General features: G+C 36.7%; 19 protein-coding genes. 6 read left to right on the top strand and 13 right to left on the bottom strand.

Annotation, left to right across the window (positions count from 1 at the left end; translation table 11 throughout):
• Nucleotides 1-23: 23 nt before the first annotated feature.
• Nucleotides 24-467: a hypothetical protein gene (locus ABDH28_06355; GenBank protein ID MEN2998638.1), complete on the top strand. Its 444-nt coding sequence runs from the start codon at nucleotides 24-26 to the stop codon at nucleotides 465-467.
• 1 nt (nucleotide 468) lies between these two features.
• Here ABDH28_06355 and ABDH28_06350 read toward each other — a convergent pair whose 3' ends face one another.
• The 10 genes from ABDH28_06350 to ABDH28_06305 all read right to left on the bottom strand — a co-directional run bounded on the left by ABDH28_06350 (nucleotide 469) and on the right by ABDH28_06305 (nucleotide 12,043).
• Nucleotides 469-1,665, bottom strand: a complete 1,197-nt coding sequence (locus tag ABDH28_06350) for a type II secretion system F family protein (GenBank protein ID MEN2998637.1) — start codon at nucleotides 1,663-1,665, stop codon at nucleotides 469-471.
• Between the two features lie 339 nt (nucleotides 1,666-2,004).
• On the bottom strand, nucleotides 2,005-2,892 hold the full coding sequence (locus ABDH28_06345; protein MEN2998636.1) for a dihydroorotate dehydrogenase: 888 nt from the start codon (nucleotides 2,890-2,892) through the stop codon (nucleotides 2,005-2,007).
• A 3-nt stretch (nucleotides 2,893-2,895) separates the two neighbouring features.
• The gene (locus ABDH28_06340; GenBank protein MEN2998635.1) at nucleotides 2,896-3,531 is read right to left on the bottom strand and encodes an outer-membrane lipoprotein carrier protein LolA; all 636 of its coding nucleotides are present in this window, start codon (nucleotides 3,529-3,531) and stop codon (nucleotides 2,896-2,898) included.
• A gap of 285 nt (nucleotides 3,532-3,816) precedes the next feature.
• Nucleotides 3,817-5,745 carry a molecular chaperone DnaK gene (gene dnaK, locus ABDH28_06335; protein MEN2998634.1) on the bottom strand — a complete coding sequence of 643 codons (1,929 nt, stop codon included), beginning with the start codon at nucleotides 5,743-5,745 and terminating at the stop codon, nucleotides 3,817-3,819.
• A 33-nt stretch (nucleotides 5,746-5,778) separates the two neighbouring features.
• Nucleotides 5,779-6,582 carry a nucleotide exchange factor GrpE gene (locus ABDH28_06330; GenBank protein MEN2998633.1) on the bottom strand — a complete coding sequence of 268 codons (804 nt, stop codon included), beginning with the start codon at nucleotides 6,580-6,582 and terminating at the stop codon, nucleotides 5,779-5,781.
• Nucleotides 6,583-6,845: 263 nt separating this feature from the next.
• Nucleotides 6,846-7,556 carry a HEAT repeat domain-containing protein gene (locus ABDH28_06325; protein ID MEN2998632.1) on the bottom strand — a complete coding sequence of 237 codons (711 nt, stop codon included), beginning with the start codon at nucleotides 7,554-7,556 and terminating at the stop codon, nucleotides 6,846-6,848.
• 135 nt (nucleotides 7,557-7,691) lie between these two features.
• Nucleotides 7,692-9,755 (bottom strand): MutS2/Smr-associated SH3 domain-containing protein, encoded by a 2,064-nt coding sequence (locus ABDH28_06320; GenBank protein ID MEN2998631.1) that lies wholly within the window; start codon nucleotides 9,753-9,755, stop codon nucleotides 7,692-7,694.
• A gap of 9 nt (nucleotides 9,756-9,764) precedes the next feature.
• A complete protein-coding gene (locus tag ABDH28_06315) occupies nucleotides 9,765-10,388 on the bottom strand; it encodes a Crp/Fnr family transcriptional regulator (protein ID MEN2998630.1) in 624 nt (207 codons plus the stop codon).
• A 1-nt stretch (nucleotide 10,389) separates the two neighbouring features.
• On the bottom strand, nucleotides 10,390-10,887 hold the full coding sequence (locus tag ABDH28_06310) for a hypothetical protein (protein ID MEN2998629.1): 498 nt from the start codon (nucleotides 10,885-10,887) through the stop codon (nucleotides 10,390-10,392).
• 1 nt (nucleotide 10,888) lies between these two features.
• Nucleotides 10,889-12,043 (bottom strand): PilZ domain-containing protein, encoded by a 1,155-nt coding sequence (locus tag ABDH28_06305; GenBank protein MEN2998628.1) that lies wholly within the window; start codon nucleotides 12,041-12,043, stop codon nucleotides 10,889-10,891.
• Nucleotides 12,044-12,148: 105 nt separating this feature from the next.
• Here ABDH28_06305 and ABDH28_06300 point away from each other — a divergent pair, with 105 nt between their 5' ends.
• Nucleotides 12,149-12,544, top strand: coding sequence for a CBS domain-containing protein (locus tag ABDH28_06300; GenBank protein MEN2998627.1), 396 nt, complete (start codon nucleotides 12,149-12,151; stop codon nucleotides 12,542-12,544).
• Here the strand turns inward: ABDH28_06300 and ABDH28_06295 are convergent.
• Entirely contained in the window at nucleotides 12,536-12,964 is a 429-nt protein-coding gene (locus tag ABDH28_06295) for an ATP-binding protein (protein ID MEN2998626.1), read from the bottom strand. The two genes, ABDH28_06300 and ABDH28_06295, sit on opposite strands and share 9 nt — an antisense overlap.
• A gap of 15 nt (nucleotides 12,965-12,979) precedes the next feature.
• A complete protein-coding gene (locus ABDH28_06290; protein MEN2998625.1) occupies nucleotides 12,980-13,321 on the bottom strand; it encodes an STAS domain-containing protein in 342 nt (113 codons plus the stop codon).
• Between the two features lie 402 nt (nucleotides 13,322-13,723).
• Here ABDH28_06290 and ABDH28_06285 point away from each other — a divergent pair, with 402 nt between their 5' ends.
• The 4 genes from ABDH28_06285 to aroB all read left to right on the top strand — a co-directional run bounded on the left by ABDH28_06285 (nucleotide 13,724) and on the right by aroB (nucleotide 19,849).
• Nucleotides 13,724-14,365 carry a LytR C-terminal domain-containing protein gene (locus tag ABDH28_06285; protein ID MEN2998624.1) on the top strand — a complete coding sequence of 214 codons (642 nt, stop codon included), beginning with the start codon at nucleotides 13,724-13,726 and terminating at the stop codon, nucleotides 14,363-14,365.
• Nucleotides 14,366-14,565: 200 nt separating this feature from the next.
• Complete coding sequence (gene rgy, locus ABDH28_06280; protein MEN2998623.1) at nucleotides 14,566-18,120, top strand: reverse gyrase; 3,555 nt, start codon at nucleotides 14,566-14,568, stop codon at nucleotides 18,118-18,120.
• Nucleotides 18,121-18,227: 107 nt separating this feature from the next.
• On the top strand, nucleotides 18,228-18,728 hold the full coding sequence (gene ilvN / locus ABDH28_06275; GenBank protein MEN2998622.1) for an acetolactate synthase small subunit: 501 nt from the start codon (nucleotides 18,228-18,230) through the stop codon (nucleotides 18,726-18,728).
• Nucleotides 18,729-18,730: 2 nt separating this feature from the next.
• Complete coding sequence (gene aroB / locus ABDH28_06270; GenBank protein ID MEN2998621.1) at nucleotides 18,731-19,849, top strand: 3-dehydroquinate synthase; 1,119 nt, start codon at nucleotides 18,731-18,733, stop codon at nucleotides 19,847-19,849.
• Here aroB and ABDH28_06265 read toward each other — a convergent pair.
• Nucleotides 19,836-20,177, bottom strand: a complete 342-nt coding sequence (locus tag ABDH28_06265; protein ID MEN2998620.1) for a hypothetical protein — start codon at nucleotides 20,175-20,177, stop codon at nucleotides 19,836-19,838. The two genes, aroB and ABDH28_06265, sit on opposite strands and share 14 nt — an antisense overlap.
• Nucleotides 20,178-20,322: the final 145 nt, after the last annotated feature.

Raw genomic sequence — 20,322 nt, 5'->3', positions numbered from 1 at the left:
GTAACATTCTTAGAGAGGTCAATATGAAAAAAACAATTTTTTCTTTTCTAGTGATAATCTTCACCGTTTTCGGCTGTGTCCAAGAAGACGAAGGTAAAAAACTAGAGGAAGACATATTAGCTATTCTTAACGAAATAGTACTTGAACTAAAAACACCTAAAAACATATCCCTAACCCCAAGAAGATTCATAGAACTTAATGCCATACTGATGGTTAGTAACTACTTCTGGACGAAGGATATAATCAAAACTGAAACCAATGTCTCGTCTGAATTTCTTGAGCAGTATAGAATAGAAAAGAAAAAAGAACTTCTCTCTTCATTCGGACTCACAATAGAAGAGTTTGAGAATTACTCCATTGGTAACTACAAGAATCTACAGGAATTTTCTGAAAAAAACCCAGACATTATGGAAAAATACAATAAGCTTTCACAGATGCTTCCAACGCTCTTTGAAGATTTCAACTAAACTATCTCAAAAGTAACTGTTGTAAGGAAAACATTGGCATAAAGATTGACACTACTAGAAAAGCTACAATCAACCCAACAATCACTATCAAAACTGGTGAAAGTGAGGAAATTAGAACCTCAGATTGTCTTTCTAGCTCAAAAGAGTAAAAATCTGCAAGCTTTTTTAACGTTTTATCAAGTTCCCCAGTTTCTTCACCTACCTTTATCATATGTATAAGAAATGGGGGGAAAAAATGATAGTCTGCCAAAACTTCTGAGAGAAGTTTTCCCTTTTCCACTTCTGAGATCGCAAATCCTATTGCTCTCTTAAGAAAAACTATTCTCATAACACCCAAAGAGGTTTCAAGAGCTTCAAGAATCATAACCTTATTAACCAACATTACAGACATAACTCTTGAAAACCTTTCTATCTCACTTTTAAGTAGAAAATTACCTAAAACGGGAATAACTCCTATCAGCAACCTTTGGAGTAAATTCCTAAACTCTTCAAAATTTCTGTAAAGATAGCTAAACAAAAAGCCACCTACCCCCAAAACAAAAAGAACGTAAAGTGCATTAGCTTTCATGAAGTTTCCAACACTTATCGTTATTTGAGTAATCTCTGGTAATTCCGTAGCGTAATAGGAGTAGATCTCCGAAAACTTTGGCACAATTGAAGTGAGAAAAAACATGACAACTCCCACCGCTACAGCAAGAATGATAATAGGATAAGTCATTGCAGACTTTATTTTTGATGCAATGTTAAAAGATTTTTCAAGATATTTGGAAAGACTATCAAACGCCTGACTAAGCTCCCCAGAGGATTCTCCAGCTCTAACAACACTAACATACAGAGTATCAAAGACATCCGGATGCATAGATAACGCTTCAGAAAGTAGTTTTCCACTTCTAACCGCCGAAATAATAAGATTTGAAACCTCTCTAAAAGTTTTATTTTGAACATTAGCTCCAGCAAGCTCTAAAGCCTTAACTATTGGTAAACCTGCGTTTATGGAGATACTCAAAACATCAGTAAAGGTTATAAGATCCTTCTTACTAATCCTACGAGCTCTTCTTATCACCTTCTCTTCCTTAAGCTCAAGAACAAGAGAGAAAATTTTCTTAAGCTCAATAACTGCACTACTTCTATCACTTGCCTCAATAATACCCTCAACCTTTTCACCACTATCTGAAATACACTTATATCTGAAAAACATATTCTAATTTTAGACCCAAATCCAAACTTTTCGCAAAATCACTACACTAGGATCTTACAAATTTCCCTTCAGCCACTTCTTACCAAAAACATATCCTTCAAAAGAAAACTCCTTATCATAAAAACCTTCAATAAACAGCAATAGAACTTAAAACTTACAACTAACTATGCTCTACTCTTCACTTCTTCCACAACCCCTGTTTGGACAAAGTAAATAATCCTCCAACAATAAGCACCCAAAAACAAAGCATAAAACGAGTTTTACGAACAACAAACATTACCAAAACCAAAAAGGTAATTAGGTAAACTGTTCAGAATTCGTTAACCTTTCCTAAAGAAGTCAAGTTTCACCGTGACTTAAGCTATCCTCAAACTCACGTATTTTCTCAATTATAGTTTCTGGTAATGTTGGATCCACAAAGTTTGAGGTACCTATCTGCACAAGTTTTGCCCCAGCCCACATAAACTCCAAAACATCCTCATAAGATGAGACTCCTCCTACACCTATCACTGGTATTGACACTTTTCTACATATCTCATAGACATACCTAAGAGCAATAGGCTTTATACACGGCCCAGAATATCCAGCAAATATGTTCTTGAAGACAGGCTTACCACTCTCTGGGTCTATCTTCATACCCAATATTGTATTTATTGCGGTTATTCCATCAGCCCCCTCTTCTTGAGAGATTACCGCATTCCTAACAATATCAGGAACATTTGGACTGAGTTTAACCCAAAAAGGCTTCTTACTAACCTTTCTAACAATCCTAACAACCTCTCTAACATTCCCCTCTTTGCTATCAAAAGTAATTCCTCCCTCCTCAACATTCGGACATGAAAGATTTAGCTCAATGACACTGACTCCCTCTAAAGTAGAAACTTCTTCCACTATCTCTCTAAATTCACCAACACTTTCACCAGCTACGCTAACTATAATGTTGGTACTTACACTCCTAACAACCTCGGGCAGTATTTCCTCCTTGAACTTTCTAAGCCCAGGATTAGCAAGCCCTATAGAGTTCAACATTCCTCCACTACACTCTACAATCCTTGGAGGCTCATTTCCTACTCTTTCTTCAAGAGTTATAGTCTTAAGCACAATTCCGCCAACAATGGAAACATCGTACAGCTTCGTAAGTTCTATACCAAAAGATGCAGTTCCTGACGCTAAGAGTATAGGGTTTTTAAAATATACTCCGCTAACAGTTGGTGAAAAATCCAACATAAGCTACTCTTGAAATATATCTGCAAGAACCTGAGCATCAGCCGGAGGAGTAAAGAAGAATTCCCTATCATCAATGTTAATATTGACACCAGTGTATTTAATCTCTATTGATAGACTCTCACGGGTTATAGTTATACCAGAAATTGAAGAAATTAATCCACTTTTGTAGGCTATAAGTTTGGCAGTACTAAATGTAGTAAAAACATCAGGTTTTGCCTTGAGAGTAAATGAAAAAGTTTTATCATCATACTTATCTAGAACAATTATGTATTCATTGTCATACTTCTCGTAAGGATTTATCACCTCAGAAGCATATATTAGTTTACCACCCTTTTTAGAAAGAATAGGCTGTTTAATGACAGTATTGTTACCTTTGATGTATATCCATATGGAAGTACCATCGCTTATCATATCTATTACGGAAGGAGAGTAAAAACTTATTTTCAGTTTGTTAGGAACTTTGTATTTGATAGTCCCACTATAGGTCTTACTACCTATCTTTATCGTAATGCTCCCTGAGAAAGAGAAAACAGAGCTGTAAGCTTCCCTAAGTTTTCTTATAGCAACATCAGCGGTAGTTGCAGGAAAAGCTATCACACAAGCAATAAGCAATATAAAAGCTACTGATAATCTCTTCATATCAGAAACTATTTTAAAATACACAAACCTTCTGTTAAAACTTAAGTAAAGCACAATAAGTTAAAGTTCACAATTAGTGTAGTTTTTTCTTTTTCCTCGCACTCTCCGGGCCGAGTAAATACCCTTTTTAATAAGCATCCAAGAGGTAACATTATGTGGAGACTGAAGTTTATTGAAGTGTAATCACCTTAATCTTTTTATATCAGGAAAAACAAAGAGCAAGAATATATTAGAGACAAGCTAGCAACAAACTCAAAAGAGGGGATTAAAAACCCCCTACTAATTCTATCTCTTATCTTCATCAACTACCTTATAGTCTGCATCAACAACTTTTTCGTCTTTCTCAGAAGAGGTTGCACCAGAAGAAGCTGAACTAGAAGTAGACGCAGAAGAAGTAGGACCAGCATGTCTATAAAGCTCTTGACTTATCCTATAGGTTACATTAGTAACTTCCTCCATAGCCTTCTTTATAGTATTAGCATCCTCTGAGCTAATAACTTCTCTCAGCCTGTTTATAGCTCTTTCTAGGTCAAGTCTATCTTGTTGAGACATTTTATCCCCTTGCTCCTTAAGAAGTTTCTCAGAAGCGTAGACCACGCCATCAGCTTGATTTCTAAGATCAATAAGCTCCTTTCTCTTCCTATCTTCCTCCGCATGTTTTTGAGCCTCCTCTACCATCCTCTTTATTTCCTCTTCAGTAAGATTGGTTGAATTAGTAATTCTTATACTCTGCTCTTTGTTAGTGCCAAGATCCTTTGCATACACCGTTAATATACCGTTAGCGTCAATATCAAACGTAACCTCTATCTGAGGAACGCCCCTAGGAGCTGGTGGAATGCCATACAGCTCAAACCTTCCTAAACTTCTGTTTTGTGAAGCAAGAGGTCTCTCTCCCTGTAAAACATGTATTGTAACAGCAGTCTGATTATCCTCAGCAGTAGTAAAGATCTGGGATTTCCTCACAGGTATGGTAGTATTTCTTGGAATAATAACAGTCATCACCCCACCCAAAGTTTCAACCCCAAGAGAAAGAGGCGTAACATCTAGTAGCAATATATCCTTAACTTCACCCTGTAGTATACCAGCCTGTATAGCAGCACCAACAGCAACAACTTCATCAGGATTGACCGATTTATTAGGCTCTTTCTTGAAGAAATCTCTAACAAGGTTCTGAATAAGTGGTATCCTCGTAGAACCACCAACCAGTATAACCTCATCAATGTCATTGATAGTAAGGCCTGCATCTCTAAGAGCATCTTCACAGGGTTTTAGAGTTTTCTCCGCAAGGTCCCTTATCAATGCTTCAAACTTTGCCCTAGTCAGAGTTCTTATCAAATTTTTAGGAGTAGAGTTTACCACCGCAATAAACGGAAGGTTGATCTCCGTTTCCATCTTTGAAGAAAGTTCTATCTTAGCTTTTTCCGCCGCCTCCTTTATCCTCTGAAGAGCAATTCTATCCTGAGAAAGATCTACCCCTGTCTCCTTCCTAAATTCATCAATAAGCCAATCCATTATTCTTCTATCAAAATCATCTCCCCCAAGGTGAGTATCACCATTTGTCGCTCTAACCTCAAAAACACCCTCTCCTATCTCTAGAATAGATATATCAAAAGTTCCACCTCCCAAGTCATAAACAGCTATTTTTAGCTCCTTGCCCCTTTTTGAAACCTCTTTATCAAGGCCATAAGCAAGTGCTGCTGCAGTAGGCTCATTAAGAATTCTCTCAACCTTAAGCCCAGCAATTATCCCAGCATTCTTAGTAGCTTGCCTCTGAGCATCGTTAAAGTAAGCAGGCACAGTAATAACCGCCCTCTCAACCTTTTCTCCAAGATAATCCTCAGCTGCAGACTTGAGCTTCATCAGTATCCTTGCAGAAATCTCTTCAGGCGAAAACTCACCAGCTATGGTCTGAACCCTAACACTATCCTTATAAGGAATTACCTTATACGGAACTCTTCTCCTCTCCTCTTCAGTCTCTTCATATCTTCTACCCATAAACCTCTTTATGGAGTATATCGTATTTTCAGGATTAACAATCATCTGATTTTTAGCAGGAGCTCCAACTAAAACCTCGTTTTTCTGTGTAAATCCAACTATGGAAGGTGTAGTCCTACTACCCTCCTGATTCTGAATAACAACAGGTTTGCCACCTTCCATCACAGCAACAACTGAGTTTGTTGTCCCTAAATCAATACCTATAATCTTACTAGCCATACATAACCTCCTATAAAAATAAAAACACCCCCTCTACGAAGAAGGAGAAACATTTTCATCTCCACCACCTCCTACATCCTCAAATTTATCTTCTTGCTTATTCTCTTGAAAAGAAATATCACTCTGCTTCTCAGTCTTTCTCCTTCTCTTCTGAACTTTAACTTTAGCATGCCTTATAACCTGATCATACATCTTGTATGCCTTCAAATACTCCTTAACCACCACATCCTTATCCTCACCTTCATTAGACTCAACCTCCTCAACCTCTATAACCTCACTAATATTAGGATCAAAGATCTTACCCTCTACGTCAACACTCACAACGCCATATTTAAGAAGAACATTCATAAGCTCCTTGCGTATAAGCTTTATTCCAACAAACAGATCTTTAGCACTATTATCAAGATTAGAATTTTCTATAGCCGAAATAGCTCTATCAAAATTGTCAATTATAGGAAGCAAATCCAACACCAAATCTTTATTAGCAAATCTAATATACTCAACCTTCTCCTTACTAACCTTCTTCTTGTAGTTATCAAAGTCTGCAGCTATCCTTCTTACCAACTCCTCATACTCCTTTATCCTTCTATCCCTCTCCTCTATCTGCTGCTTTAGCGAAAGTATAAACTCTTTAATCTGCTTAACCTTATCACTCACATTCTTATCCATACTATTCTCACCACCCTCCCCACCTCCAAATCTCTCACCATCCTTACCAACTTCCACATTAACACTATCCACTACTTCAGAACTACCCTCCATATTACCTTTTCCTACCTCTTTTTCACTATAAATATACCCAGTTTCATCCCTAACTTCTTTCTCCATCCCCTCCATATCAGCCTCCAATATTCTTAGTGATGCAAACAACGTGCCAACTTCTTCAAAACAAAAACCACAAACAAAACTTTATCTTCAGAAAGAAGATCAAGAAATACCTTAATAGTGAACAAACTAAACCACCCCTCCAAATACCTAACTCCAAACAAAGCGCAAAACAAGAACCTTAAATAGAAAATAAAACTTTCTCAACTCACCACTGTGTAACTTATAGGATGTATAAAAAGTAACTACTATATAAAAAATACACACATTATGTTTTATCTTATAACTTCTTCTGGCTCTTCAGCCCATTGTATTTTTTCAAGAGACTCTTGAGCCATTTCTTTGACTTTAGGCATGAAATTTCCTCGTATGACTTTAATTAGAGCACCAAAGGCTCTTCTATCGCCAATTTCTCCCAAAGCCTTAACAATATCTGCTGCAAGTCCCTGATCAGGAGTTGTTTCTAGGACATCTATCAAAGCTGGAACTGCCTCCTTAGCTTTCATTTTCCCTAACCCCAAGGCAACATTTCTTTTTACTATTGGGTCTTGATCATACCTAAGAGCCTTAATCATGTTTGGCACTGTTGATGGGTCATTTACTTTCGCAAGAGCATTAGCTGCAGCCGACCTAACCTCCCAGAAAGGATTTACCTGTCTAGCCCCAACCCTGACTATCCTATCATTTCCTTCCTCAAGGCCTGCAATAAGAGTATCTATAACCTTCTTATAATGCTTCTCAGAAATACTTTTTTTAGCACCTTTCTCAAACATATCACCGAGCCTTCTTATAGCCAAGGTTTTGACAACTTCATCATCACTATTCATAGCAGCATTGCATAGCTCGTCAATTGAATTTTCGTTAATAGGAAGGCTCTCAAAATATTTTTCCAAGTCCTTCTTTTCAGGGTAGTTGTGAACAGCAAATCCAAGAATACTCAACAAGAGAAGACTTACAACAACGATTAAACAGTAAAGTTGCCTCATATCCCTACTCCTTGTATAATAAAATTATTTATAAATCTTCTGCAATTGTCAAGCATCCTTTCAAACAAAAATCTCTTTTACAACTCCTTCGCTATAACAACCATTACAAAGGATCGTAAAATCCAACACCAAACTTTAAGGCTCAAAGAGATCACTTACATCTGTAATCATCTTAAGCTTACCTACATGTACTTCCACTTTCCCATCTCCATATATTTTGGATATAGTTCCTTCTTGCCCAAATCTACCCAAAAGCACCCTATCACCAATCTTTGGCTCTTTTACTTTCACAAGTTCCGATACCCTTCTTCCTTCTCTCATCTCTAAGTCAACCCTCATAAGTTCCTGATTCATACTCTCAAGCTCCTTTTGAGAAACCTTCTCAGAAATCAACCTCTCCCTTATTTTTGAAACCAAAGTCTTTGCCTCGTAAATGTCAGAAAGTAGTGAATTTACCTCTTTTCGCCTTATCTTCTCAAGTTTTTCCTCTAGCTCACTTATTTTCACCTTGTATTCCTTTCTCAACTTTTCAAGCTCATCTATTTTTTCCTTAAGTTCCTCTTTCAACTTCTGTATCTCTCTTCTCTCATTCTGCACCTCAATTACAAACTTCTCATAAACATCTACCCCCTCAACCATAACTCTCAGCGCATTTTGCACTATCTCATCTTTCAATCCCAGCTTACTAGCTATAAGAATAGCATTACTACTACCCGGCATCCCAAAAACAACCCTATACAGCGGTTTGAGAGTATTACCATCAAACTCCATATAAGCATTTCTAAAATATTCACAAGAGAGCGGAAGCTTTTTAACCAGCGCATAATGTGTAGCAACCGCTATTTTTGCCTTCTTTTCTGAAAGAAATCTGAGAATAGCAACTGCGAGTGCTTCTCCCTCCCTAGGATCAGTTCCCGTCCCTAGCTCATCAAGTATCACCAAAGAATTTCTATCAGCAAGAGCTACTATCTCATTCACTCTAGCAATATGTGCCGAGAAAGTTGAAAGATTTTTCTCAATACTCTGCGAATCACCTATATCGGTAAGAATCTTATCAAAGTAACCTATGACAGAATCACCACTTGCAGGAATAAGCATACCTGATAAAGCCATAACTGTCAAAAGACCCAGAGTCTTTATAGAAACCGTCTTACCCGAGGTATTGGGACCAGAGATAATAAGTCCCCCAAAACTTTCTTCACCATCACCGATCTCAACAGTAATAGGAACCGGATCTCTTAGAAAAGGATGTCTGGCATCTATAAGCTTCACAACTGGCTTTGAGGATAATCTAGGTCTATTGGAGTTTGTAGTATTTGCATACCTAGCTAATGCCTGAATCTCATCAAACCTCCCTATAATCTCAACAATTGAATCAGCAAGCTCTGAAATCTCTCCTATCCTTGACGTAATCTCTCTAAGAATCCTCTCTACTTCCCTCCTCTCCTCATCTATAAGCTCAAGATACCTAACCGTATAAGACTGCACAAAACGAGGTTCTATAAATGCAGTATGACCCGTTGAAGAAATATCTTGCACAAAACCATCAATAGCATTAATATATCCCATCTTAACTGGTATAACAAACCTGTTATTCCTGATAGTTACAAACTTCTCTTGCAGAAATTCCTCGTTCTCTGGCTCGTTTACAAAATTGGTCAATAACCTAACGACAGTAGTTTCAATCCTTTCCTTCTCTGAGAGTATCTTGTCAAGCCTAGTACTAGCGCTTCTTAGTATCGCACCATCACGATCTATACTCCTTCTTACTACATCCTCTATCTCACCAAATTTCTCGTAAAAATACTCAAGATCAATTTCAACAAGCTCTTTGAGAACTTCAAACTCATCACTCAAGTTATCAATAAACAACACCAGTTCTCTAAACGATCTCAAAAACTCGTATATCTCGTATATTTGCTTAGGTAAAATGATGCTTCCTTCCTTTGAAGCCTTTTTCCATATTTCTACAATCTCGTAGGGTATTGAAGGAATCCTTATATGACTACAAATCAACCTAGCCTTAGATATAACTGAATGCCTATAGTTTACCATTTGTATTGCATCGGAATACTTCATAGTGAATGCAAAGGGTCTCAAGGATAAAACTTTTCTTCTACCTTCTTCAGTGAAACAATATCCTGCTACAATTTCTAGAAGTTTATCAAACTCCAAATCTGTGAAATACTCCTGTTTCATAAAACTAAGCTATAACTTCTGCTTGTTCTGTGACAGCCTTTTAAGGTCATTTATGTTATTAATTCTTATCCCCTCCTTCTCAAAAGAAATCTTTGCCATCCTAGCATACCTACTTAGAATATCCTCAGCTTCCCTAATTGAAATACCACACCAATGCGCAATGTCTTCGGCAGAAGTATTAATAACAACAGTTTTTTCATCCTCCTTAGCTATTCCCTCCGATAACATAATCAAAGTCTCCAAAACCCTGGTATCCACATCCTTTATGCTAAGTATTCTTAATTTTCTTCTAGCATCATAAATTCTCCTTGAAAAATTCTTGATTAACTTCAGTGCCCATTGAGGATTGTTCTTTGCAAGCATCTCAAAATTACCCTTATCAACTCTCACCAATACAACATCAGTCTCAGCAATAACAGTTGCTGTTCTTTTGTCGTTGTCAATAAGGGCCATTTCACCAAATATCTCACCAGGGCCTATCACATCTATGGTTTTTTCCTTGTTGTTCTGAATTTTGGTTATTCTGACTTTACCCTCTTTTATAACATACATCTCCTCACCAGGCTCAAACTCGCAAAATATTATATCACCCTCATTGAATCTAACCTCAAAACGCTGATCCGCCTTATCCATACTACTTCACCTCATACAAAGTAATTTTCTCCCCATCTTTAAATATTATAACATAGTTTTCACCTATCTCAACAATTTTCTCACCCATCACTTCTTCTCCCTCCGCAACATAAAAAGTTCCACTTACTCCAAGATCTTGTCTTCCTTCCAGTATTGCCACCATTTTGTTATTGACAGTAAGAGTTCCTCTAAGGTTAAAAAGAGAATAAGTACTACTCCTAGAAACTTGCGTTGCCGAGAGTGGCTTTTTACTACCTCTAGCAACTCTACTCTCACCTTTATCTACCCTAGCAAAGGGGTTTCTTATGTAATTTATATCAACTTCCTTTTGATAAAAACCTGGAGACTCTGCAAAATTACCCTCAACCCCAATCTTATGCTCTTGACCCTCTTTATAGGTAAAATATTCCATCAATACCGGTATAGAAACTCTTAACATATTTGCCCATATACCGACAACAATCACTACAAGCAACCACTTGACTAACTTACCACCCATCTCACCACCTTTCAAAACCACCAAACCATCTCTTTATAACTAAAAACTCACTTTTGTCCATGTTCAAAAACTTTATAGCAGATATAAAGTTACCACCTTCATACCCCACTCTTATAACCTCACCAATAAACTCAAAAAATTTACCCCCTATCTTAAAATAGAGCTTAACAGTATCCCCAACGTTTATAAAGTATGAGATATGCTTGTCTATCTTAATTTTTACGCCACCAAAGCTTATGTCAATTACCGGTATAGGATAGTCTCTATGCTCGTTAAGAACAAAAAACCTATTATAACAAAAAAACTGCTCAACCAAATCCACTATTCCTAAGATCCTCATAAGCTTAGAAATGTCTTCAAATCTTTCAGTGCTAATAGTTTCGTTACTGCCTATCATTATATACCCAAGTAAAGTATCAACAACAAAAATAGGAACATAAATATAGGCTCTAAAACCTTTGAAAGTGTGGTAGTTAACAAAAACCTTTACCTCGGCATCAAGAATATTCCTCCTCTGAGGCTCAAGAAAAAAACCATAGCTCGCAAAACCATACACTCTCATAGGTTCTAAAAACTTTCCTGACTCCATATCCGGCACAATCAAACCAACCCTATTATACCTACAATACTTCAACCAAGGCAGTTGAGAAAATTCCTCTATAAACACAGCAGCACCAAATTGAGCGCTCAGGATCTCTATTGCTTTCCCCAACATATCCTCATACGAAACACTACTCAGCCCTTGAGCAAACATAGACCTCATAGCTAAAGGAAACCTATTTATAAAGTCCTTGTCATCTATCTCTTTAACAAAATTAAGGCTTGCAAACAACATACCCTCAACATTATACCTCTCATACTCCCTGTGATGCTTCTTGACGATACTAGTCGGGAGCATTACACATATCTCATCACCCTCTATCTTAACAGTCTCAGAATTGAAGAAAAATAAGTCTTTACCATAAGGGATCAAGCAACTAACACCATAGGGAAACTTTTGTACATCTGGCAACACAGTAGGTTTTAAATAGAAATATACATCGTCCATTCTAACAACACTACCCTTTACCTTCAGATCATCTATTATCAAAACTACTTCTTTGCCGGAAGATACAAAAAACTTCATTATGTTTACAACATTTTCACTACTACTCACAACAGAAATATTAAATCCCAAGTAGTTTCTTTTCAACAAAACTCACAAGTGAGTTGTAACTTAATATTATTCTCTATTATATTTTCTAACTAGGAGGTCACAGGTATGGAGCTATCAAAAATGAAGGTAAAAGATCTTATGGTCTCACCAGTATACCATGTAGGACTTAAGGACCCCCTAACAAAAGCAGTAGATAAAATGATAAAAACGAAAACAAGCGGAGTTATAGTTATGGACAAAGATAAACCTGTGGGAATAGTATACGCTACTGATCTTGTAAAGTATATATTCGCTCCAGAGAAAGCTAAAGACATAACAGTTGAAGAAGTAATAGAAAAACAAGAGGAGGTAGTATTGCAAGAAAATATGCTTATAAAAGATGCCTTAAAAATCATGCTATCCAAGAATAAACGTAAACTACCCGTCATCAACGACAAGGGAGAAATTGTAGGCGTTTTCAGTATGGTAGATGTTGTGAAATACTTTGTGGAGCTACTTTAAACCTAAAGAAAACTTCTTCTTCAAAATAACCCTATTACCCTCATCATAACTAGAATCACGGACTATATCGTCAACAAAAGTTAGGATCATTATCAAGCCTCTGCCTCTAAAGCTCTTGGAGTCTGCTTCCTTTATTATCTTCTCCTTGGATATCTCAAACTTTGGTGCTTTATCCTTAATCACCACCTCAATCTCAAAAACCCTATCTTTCTCTACAATAACAGCCTCAAATTCTATCTCCTTGTCCGTAGCCCAGTGATACCCATGCTCTATGACATTAAGCGCATACTCATGCACTGCCATCTTCAGATCATAAATTATATCACTAGGAATTCTATTCACTTTCAAAAAACTTTCAAAGTCCTCCTCTAATTCTCTAAGCTCAGAAAAGTTTGAGAGAATCTTTCTTCTAAATATCATACCCTAATACCATTCTCATTTAGCAAAAAGTTTTAACGCCTCTTCCTCATTATCTACAATCTGAATAACATCATGTAACCTTGAAACATTGAGTGTATATCTTATCTTAGGATTAGTCACTATAACCGCAACTTTCTCACCCTTCTGATAAGCATTATTGGCAGCAATAGAAAGAAGACCTATCCCCATAGAATCAATGTATGTAACCTCAGTTAAATCAAATATAAATCTCACTTTGCCCTCTATTATATTCTTCTGAACTATACTCTCAAAAGGATCTATGTAGAATATACTAAGTTCTCCCTTCACCTTAACCTTAACTACATCGTTGTTCAGTATCTCGCTAGTTACTTCCATATCTTCCTCCGTTTCCGAAATTAATTTTATATAATACCTTTCCCAAAAACAACATTTTTCATCACCAGAACAATAAATTCTAAAAATTTACACCAGGATGTAGCTCTTCTTCTTACTACCCTTTCATTACCCTTGCAATCACTATCAGGACTATAAATATCTCCCTTGATAAGTACTCAAGTTGTTGACCATCAGAACCTAACAAAGATCGGAAATATCTCTCAAACCCAATGTAGAGAAAAATCCTACTACATACTTTCAATGCTACTCAACCCCATTACCCTATCAAAGCCTACAAAGAGAGTCTTCAATCCTCCTTTACTACCATCGTCATTCTTACACAGTACAACACAAAAAAGCAGAAATTGAAGGTCAGAGCTATACCCTATATACTTTTGGTATATGATAACAGTAAACGAATATAGAAAGAGATCAAAACCTAAAAAGAAACAACTAAGAAGTTGGGTTTCTCTGCTTTTCATCTTCATTCTATCTGCTATACTAGTAGTCCTACTATCATCTCTGACAAATAACAGAACTACTATCTCCTTCAACAACATCTTTCTAAGAGATAATGAGATACTCGTATTCTTAACTGATACAGATACGAAAAATAGCTTTCTATTTGATTATGTAACGAATAAAATACTTGAACTTTCACAAAAGGTATCTTCAACAGATCTAGTAGTAAAAATGTTCCTAGACAGCAAACTAATCTCCTGCTATTCCTTCAGCTCTCCTGATGTAACGGTGCTCAATGGAAAGGGTGAAAATAATCTAGCCATGAATGTCTCAATAACACTTATCAGAGAAGGATTCAGAGTAAGAAACTACCACAACTATATCTCAAATATACCAAAATCAATTATCCTCAACAGGTCACATAACGATAAACTCGTAAAAGAGATATCCAAAACTCTTGGAATAACAAATATCTCTAACTTCATCTTTGATGAATCACTGAAGGATAACCTAAGCGGAATAGTTGTTATACTAGGGCAGGATTTTAGCCTAAGAAGAAGTAATACAGAACCGAAGTATTAATCTACTAATTTTGCTCCAACGAGCTTACTAAAAGTGAAACTTGAAAAGCTTACACCGCCAATTATAGTATTCTTACATTCCAACTTGGGAAAGTTTAAACTCCCCTAGAAACTAAAGCAAAAGGGAAAATAAAAGTGAAAGAGAGAATTCTAAAAATACCTAACATAACCTTCTTAAAAAATACCTGAGGTAACTAACCTATGCAAGTCCACAGTATTTATAAAAGAGGTTGTATCTCCTGTGGTGGTGAGATAACAGATGAAAGATTGGCTACTCTAGGCGTCTGCAGTAAGTGTTACCCTAAAACAACTACTAACCTTGAAGACATTCTACCAGAACTACATTCCAGACAAAAAATCAGTGAATTAGTCGCCATAAGAAATGAAGTTAGAGAATGGGTGGAGCTTTTCAGCAAAATACTAGGAACAACTCCTTGGAATACCCAAGTAACATGGGCAAAAAGAGCAATCTTAGGAAGAAGCTTCTCCCTAATAGCTCCCACAGGGGTAGGAAAAACCACCTTCGGCCTAGTAACCGCAATAAACTTTGCTATCAAAGGTAAAAAGTCAATAATCATCCTCCCTACTACAAACTTGGTAATCCAGACTTTTGAAAAATTGAAAAAGTTTTCCAAGTTAGCAGGTAAAAAAATAACCATCCTTATGTATTCCTCAAAGTTTACACCTAAAAAACAAAAAGAAAAATTCAAAGAGGATATCACCAAAGGTAGCTACGATATAGTTGTGATCACTTCTAATATGGTGAAAAACCTTGTTTCACTCAAACCTAACATGAAATTTGACTTTATATTTGCAGACGATGTTGACTCTCTTCTGAAACGCTCAAAAAACATAGAATATTTGATAACACTATCCGGACTTACAAAAGAAGATATCAAAACAGCCTTAGAGTTTATAAAACTAAAATTCCTCCTTGCAGTATCAAAAGGTAAGGACACGTTTGAGAACAATCTAGAAAAGTACAAGGAAATTGAACCCGAGATAGGAAAAATCAAGAGTAAAGATAAAGGTATAATCGTTGTATCTAGTGCTACTGCAAAACCGCGAGGAGCTAGGGTAAAGCTATTTAAGGAGTTATTCAACTTTGAGATAGGAAACAAGTCAGAAGTCGTAAGAAACATCGGAAACTATTACATAGTTTCGGAGAAGACCGAAGATGAACTCATAAGGGTTTTGAATCTCTTGGGTGACGGTGGAATTGTGTTCGTCCCACCGGAAGAAGGAATAGAATATGCTGAGAAAGTCTCATCACTTATAAACTCAAAAACCAAGCTAAAAAGTGCAGTCATATCCTATCAAAAAGGAGCAAAAGAATTAGGAATGTTTAAAAGCAGAAAAATAAATGTTCTCGTAGGAGTATCAACATACTATGGAACCCTCGTCAGAGGACTTGATATACCAGAAAGAATAGTTTACTCTGTTTTCTTGGGACTACCAAAGTTTAGAGTTACCGTAGACCCCAACAATCTAATTGTCTCACCCTACCAAATACTGAAACTTCTCTCGGAAATAGTTGGAAACATTGATGATACTAAAAAGAAAAGAGAAGTAGAGTCATTTATAAGAAAGTTTAGACAAAGGACGAATCATGAGCCTTTCATTACCCAAGGAAAAGATTTCCTTAGAGAATTCTTAAAACAAGAGAAATACATAAGCACTCTTAGAAACGCAACTGACATTGTTTTTGAAAGCTCCGAAAATGGTAACTTTGTTCTTATCCCAGATATAAACACTTACATTCAAGGCAGTGGCAGAACTTCTAGGCTATACCCCGGAGGTATGACCAGAGGAATTTCAGTAATAATTGAAAGCAATAGAAAACTTCTAGATGTTGGAGCAAGAAAATACAAGTGGATAGAGGAAATTGAGTGGAAAGAATTTAGTGAGAGTGAAGTTTTGAAAGATCTTAGTATAGCTAGAGAAGACAGGAAAAAGCTAAAACTTATAGTGGAAGGCAAAGCAGAAAGCGAAATAAAGCAACTGAACAAAACAATCCTCATAATCGTAGAATCTCCAACAAAGGCAAAGACAATATCAAGAATATTGGGAACTCCTGCCGAAAGGATAATAAAGGGATTGAACTGCTATGAAGTAACAGCAGGTAACATAACCTTCATAGTCACATCATCAAAAGGACATATCTTTGAGCTAACAACTGACAGCGAAAATCTTTATGGAATGAGAATAGTAGACGGCATTCCTATTCCCATCTATGATACAATAAGAAGGTGTCAGAAGTGTAACAGAACCTTTGTTAGTATAGAAAATAGTTGCAAATACTGCAAATATGAAAAATATGTGGACAGATTTGATGACATAGTTGCACTAATTGAGCTTGCTAAGGAAGTTGATGAAGTTCTTCTGGCATCCGATCCTGATACCGAGGGTGAAAAAATAAGCTACGATATCTTTGTCTTCCTCAACGCTTACGTAAAATTCTTCGGTGGTAAGGTAAAAAGAATGAAGTTTCACGAAGTTACCTATCACGCAATAAAAAACAGCATAGAACACCCTGAGGAGATCAACATCAACCTAGTTGAAGCTCAACTGCTAAGAAGGATTCAAGACAGACTAATAGGGTTTGGATTAAGTGATTTTCTTAAGGATAAGCTTGAAGAGAAGAATGTTTCGGCTGGAAGAGTTCAATCTCCTGTGCTTGGCTGGATTGTTGAAAGATTTAAAGACTACAGAACTCTAATATCACACTTTACAAAGTTGACATTCTCTAGCGAAAGCGGTGAAGAAATACTACTTATAGTTGAAGGTAGAAGGGAAGAAATAGGTCTAAGGGAAGGTGAAGAGACTGAAGTAGAGGTAGCTAACCAGAAAGAAGTAGAACTTTCCCCACCTCCTCCATTTACCACTGATACTGTACTCATCCAAACAAATAAGCTCTTTGGAATGCAATCCGATGAGACTATGGCCATACTTCAGGATTTGTTTGAAGAAGGACTAATAACCTACCACAGAACTGATTCTACTACTGTATCCACATTGGGACAGAATATCGCTAAAGAGTATTTGCACATTAGAGGACTTGAAGAGCTATCGTTTCCAAGAGGATGGGAGTCCGAAGGAGCACATGAATGCATAAGACCCACGAGATCCATTGACTCACTGACATTGTCACAGCTCATAAACGAGGGGGTGATAGTAGCACCAACAGTAAAGAAATCACACCTCATAGTATACGATATGATATTCAAACGATTCATTGCATCCCAGATGAAACCCACACTCGTTAAAAATGTGGATTTCATTATAAGAGTTGGCAGTAGAGAAATTACCATAAGTAGGAACATAGAGGTTATAGAGAGAGGTTGGAGTGAGATAGGGTATCTGCAGATTGAAAAACAATTACCGCCAAAGCTTCTACTGAAAACAGTAACAGAGATCAAAAAACCTAAAGTCTCTCTTTTCTCAGAAGGAGACATAATCCAGATGATGAAGCAAAAAGGTATAGGAAGACCTTCAACTTACTCAAAAACAATTTCTATCCTCATTAAAAGGGGATATGTTGTCCGGAAGAATAACAAACTTATACCCACCACAAAAGGCATCATGGCCTATGAGTCTCTTAAGGAGGAATACGAAAAATTCGTATCCGAGGAAAGAACAAGATATGTGGAAGAGTTGATGGACAAAGTTGAACAAGGATATGAAAACTACTTCACAGCTGTAAGGGATCTACTTGAAGAATACAATACTCTGTTATCCTCACAGGAGAAAGTTTAGACCTAACTTAACTGCTAAACTTTGAACTTTACCGAACACTACCACTTAAGATTGAAATTGAGAAAACTCTAGAATAATACTAAATATACTTTTCCAGAGAGGTGGATATGGAAAGAACAATTATAGTTTTGGTTGAGAACAGTGTTGGTGTTCTAGCTAAAGTCTCTGGACTATTCAGTGCTAGAGGTTTCAATATAAAAAGCTTATCTGTTGGTGAAACTGAGGACCCAGAAGTCTCAGTTATGACAATAGTAGTTGACGAAGATGAAAAAACCGCGGAACAGGTGAGGAAACAATTAGCAAAACTAGTTGAGACAATAAAAGTCAAGGATATAACGGAATCCCAAAGAGTAGAAAGAGAACTTGCCTTACTCAGAGTATCAATACCAAAAGAGAGAAGAGGTGAGATAATTGAAATTGTTGATGTCTTTAAAGCGAAAGTTGTTGATGTGTCTCATTCTTCCTTAGTTATTGAGATAACGGGAGCTAGTGAAAAAGTTGAAGGATTCATAGAACTTATGAAGCCCTATGGAATAATAGAAATGGCTAGGACTGGTAAAGTTGCACTTGAAAGAGGTTTATACCTAGAGAAGAAAGAAAAGAAATAGGTATGATAAAATTGACAGTTGAGATACCCAGAGAAACTCTTTTCTCCTATCCTATATACATCGGCAGAGAGACCCTAAAGTTTCTGGTAGAAGAGATAAACAAATTATCTCCCTCTCAGATTGTTATTATCACAGATACAACAGTCTCATCACTACACTTACCGAAGGTTGAATACCAACTGAGTATTCTCAACTTACCTACTCTCAAAATAGTTGTTCCCTCTGGTGAGAAAAGCAAGAGTAGAAAGATGAAAGAGCGGATTGAAAACCAGATGCTCAAGTCTAAAGTTGACAGGAAGGCAGTTATTTTAGCATTTGGAGGAGGAGTAATAGGAGATCTGGCAGGTTTCGTTTCAGCAACTTACCATAGAGGAATCAACTTCATTCAGTTACCTACTACCCTTCTAGCAATGGTTGATAGCTCAATAGGCGGTAAAGTAGGTATAGATACCCCCTATGGCAAAAATACAATAGGTGCATTCCACCAACCTAGAGCAGTCGTATCGGAATTAATGTTCTTGGACACTCTACCAGAAGAACACTTCAAAAACGGACTAGCCGAAATTTTGAAACACTCAATAATAAAAGATGAAGAGTTTTACAAATTCTTGCTTGAAAACTCCGAAGGTGTGAAAAATAAAGATGCAGAAATTCTATCCAAAGTGATAGAATGGAGTTGTAGAATAAAAAAAGAAATCGTTGAGAGTGATGAAAGAGAAGAAGGACTCAGGAAAATTCTAAATTTCGGCCATACTATAGGACACGCTATTGAGCTTCTTTCAAACTTCAGAATCCTACATGGGCTTGCAGTAAGCGTAGGAATGATCTTAGAAGCATTCATTTCACTGAAAATTGGAATCCTTCCGAAAGAAGAATATGAAAAAATAGTTAGTCTAATATCCAAATTTGAACTACCCATCAGTCTAAGAGAAATTGGATTAAAAGGAACACAGAAGGTGTTTGAAAGGATGATAGAATTTATGAAAGGAGACAAAAAGTCCGTCTATAGGGAAATAAAGATGTCCTTACCAAAAAAAATCGGTAAAATGACTGACTCTTTTGTTGTTACAGTAGAACCGAGTGTGATCATGAAATCGCTTAAGGAAATCAATGCCCTTTGAAAGTCTCACTTGCAAAAAGTTCAAAAAATACCATCATCCAAGAAAGCGAAAACGATACTACTGCTAAGTACAATAATACTAGCTTCACAGAGCCCACAAAGAAGAAATTAAAAGGAAAAGCGAGAGAGAGAATAACAAGCCATGATGATGTAATAGTAAAAAAAGTTCTTCTCTTACCTATTACATAGACATTAACAAAGTAAAAAAATATAAGAACTCCACTTACCACTATTCCCCACAAGACAAAGTTTAAGTTCCAAAAGACAAAGTAAGATAAGGGAAAAAATACCATTCCAACAACACCCAAAACGATATTCTTTATAAACATACCTCTCCCCTCCTTTATGATTATTATAACCTTCCCTAAGATCCTCAAGCAAAATCAGATCTCTATAGATTCCAATTCTCATTGAGTGAGTGAACAAGACTCCAAACTTTTTGCTTGCTTCCAATAGATTCCAATTTCCATTATG

The sequence above is a fragment of the Brevinematia bacterium genome (assembly GCA_039630355.1).
In the GTDB taxonomy this organism is placed as follows: Bacteria; Spirochaetota; Brevinematia; order DTOW01; family DTOW01; genus SKYB106.
This window is presented reverse-complemented; position numbering and strand designations above follow the sequence as displayed.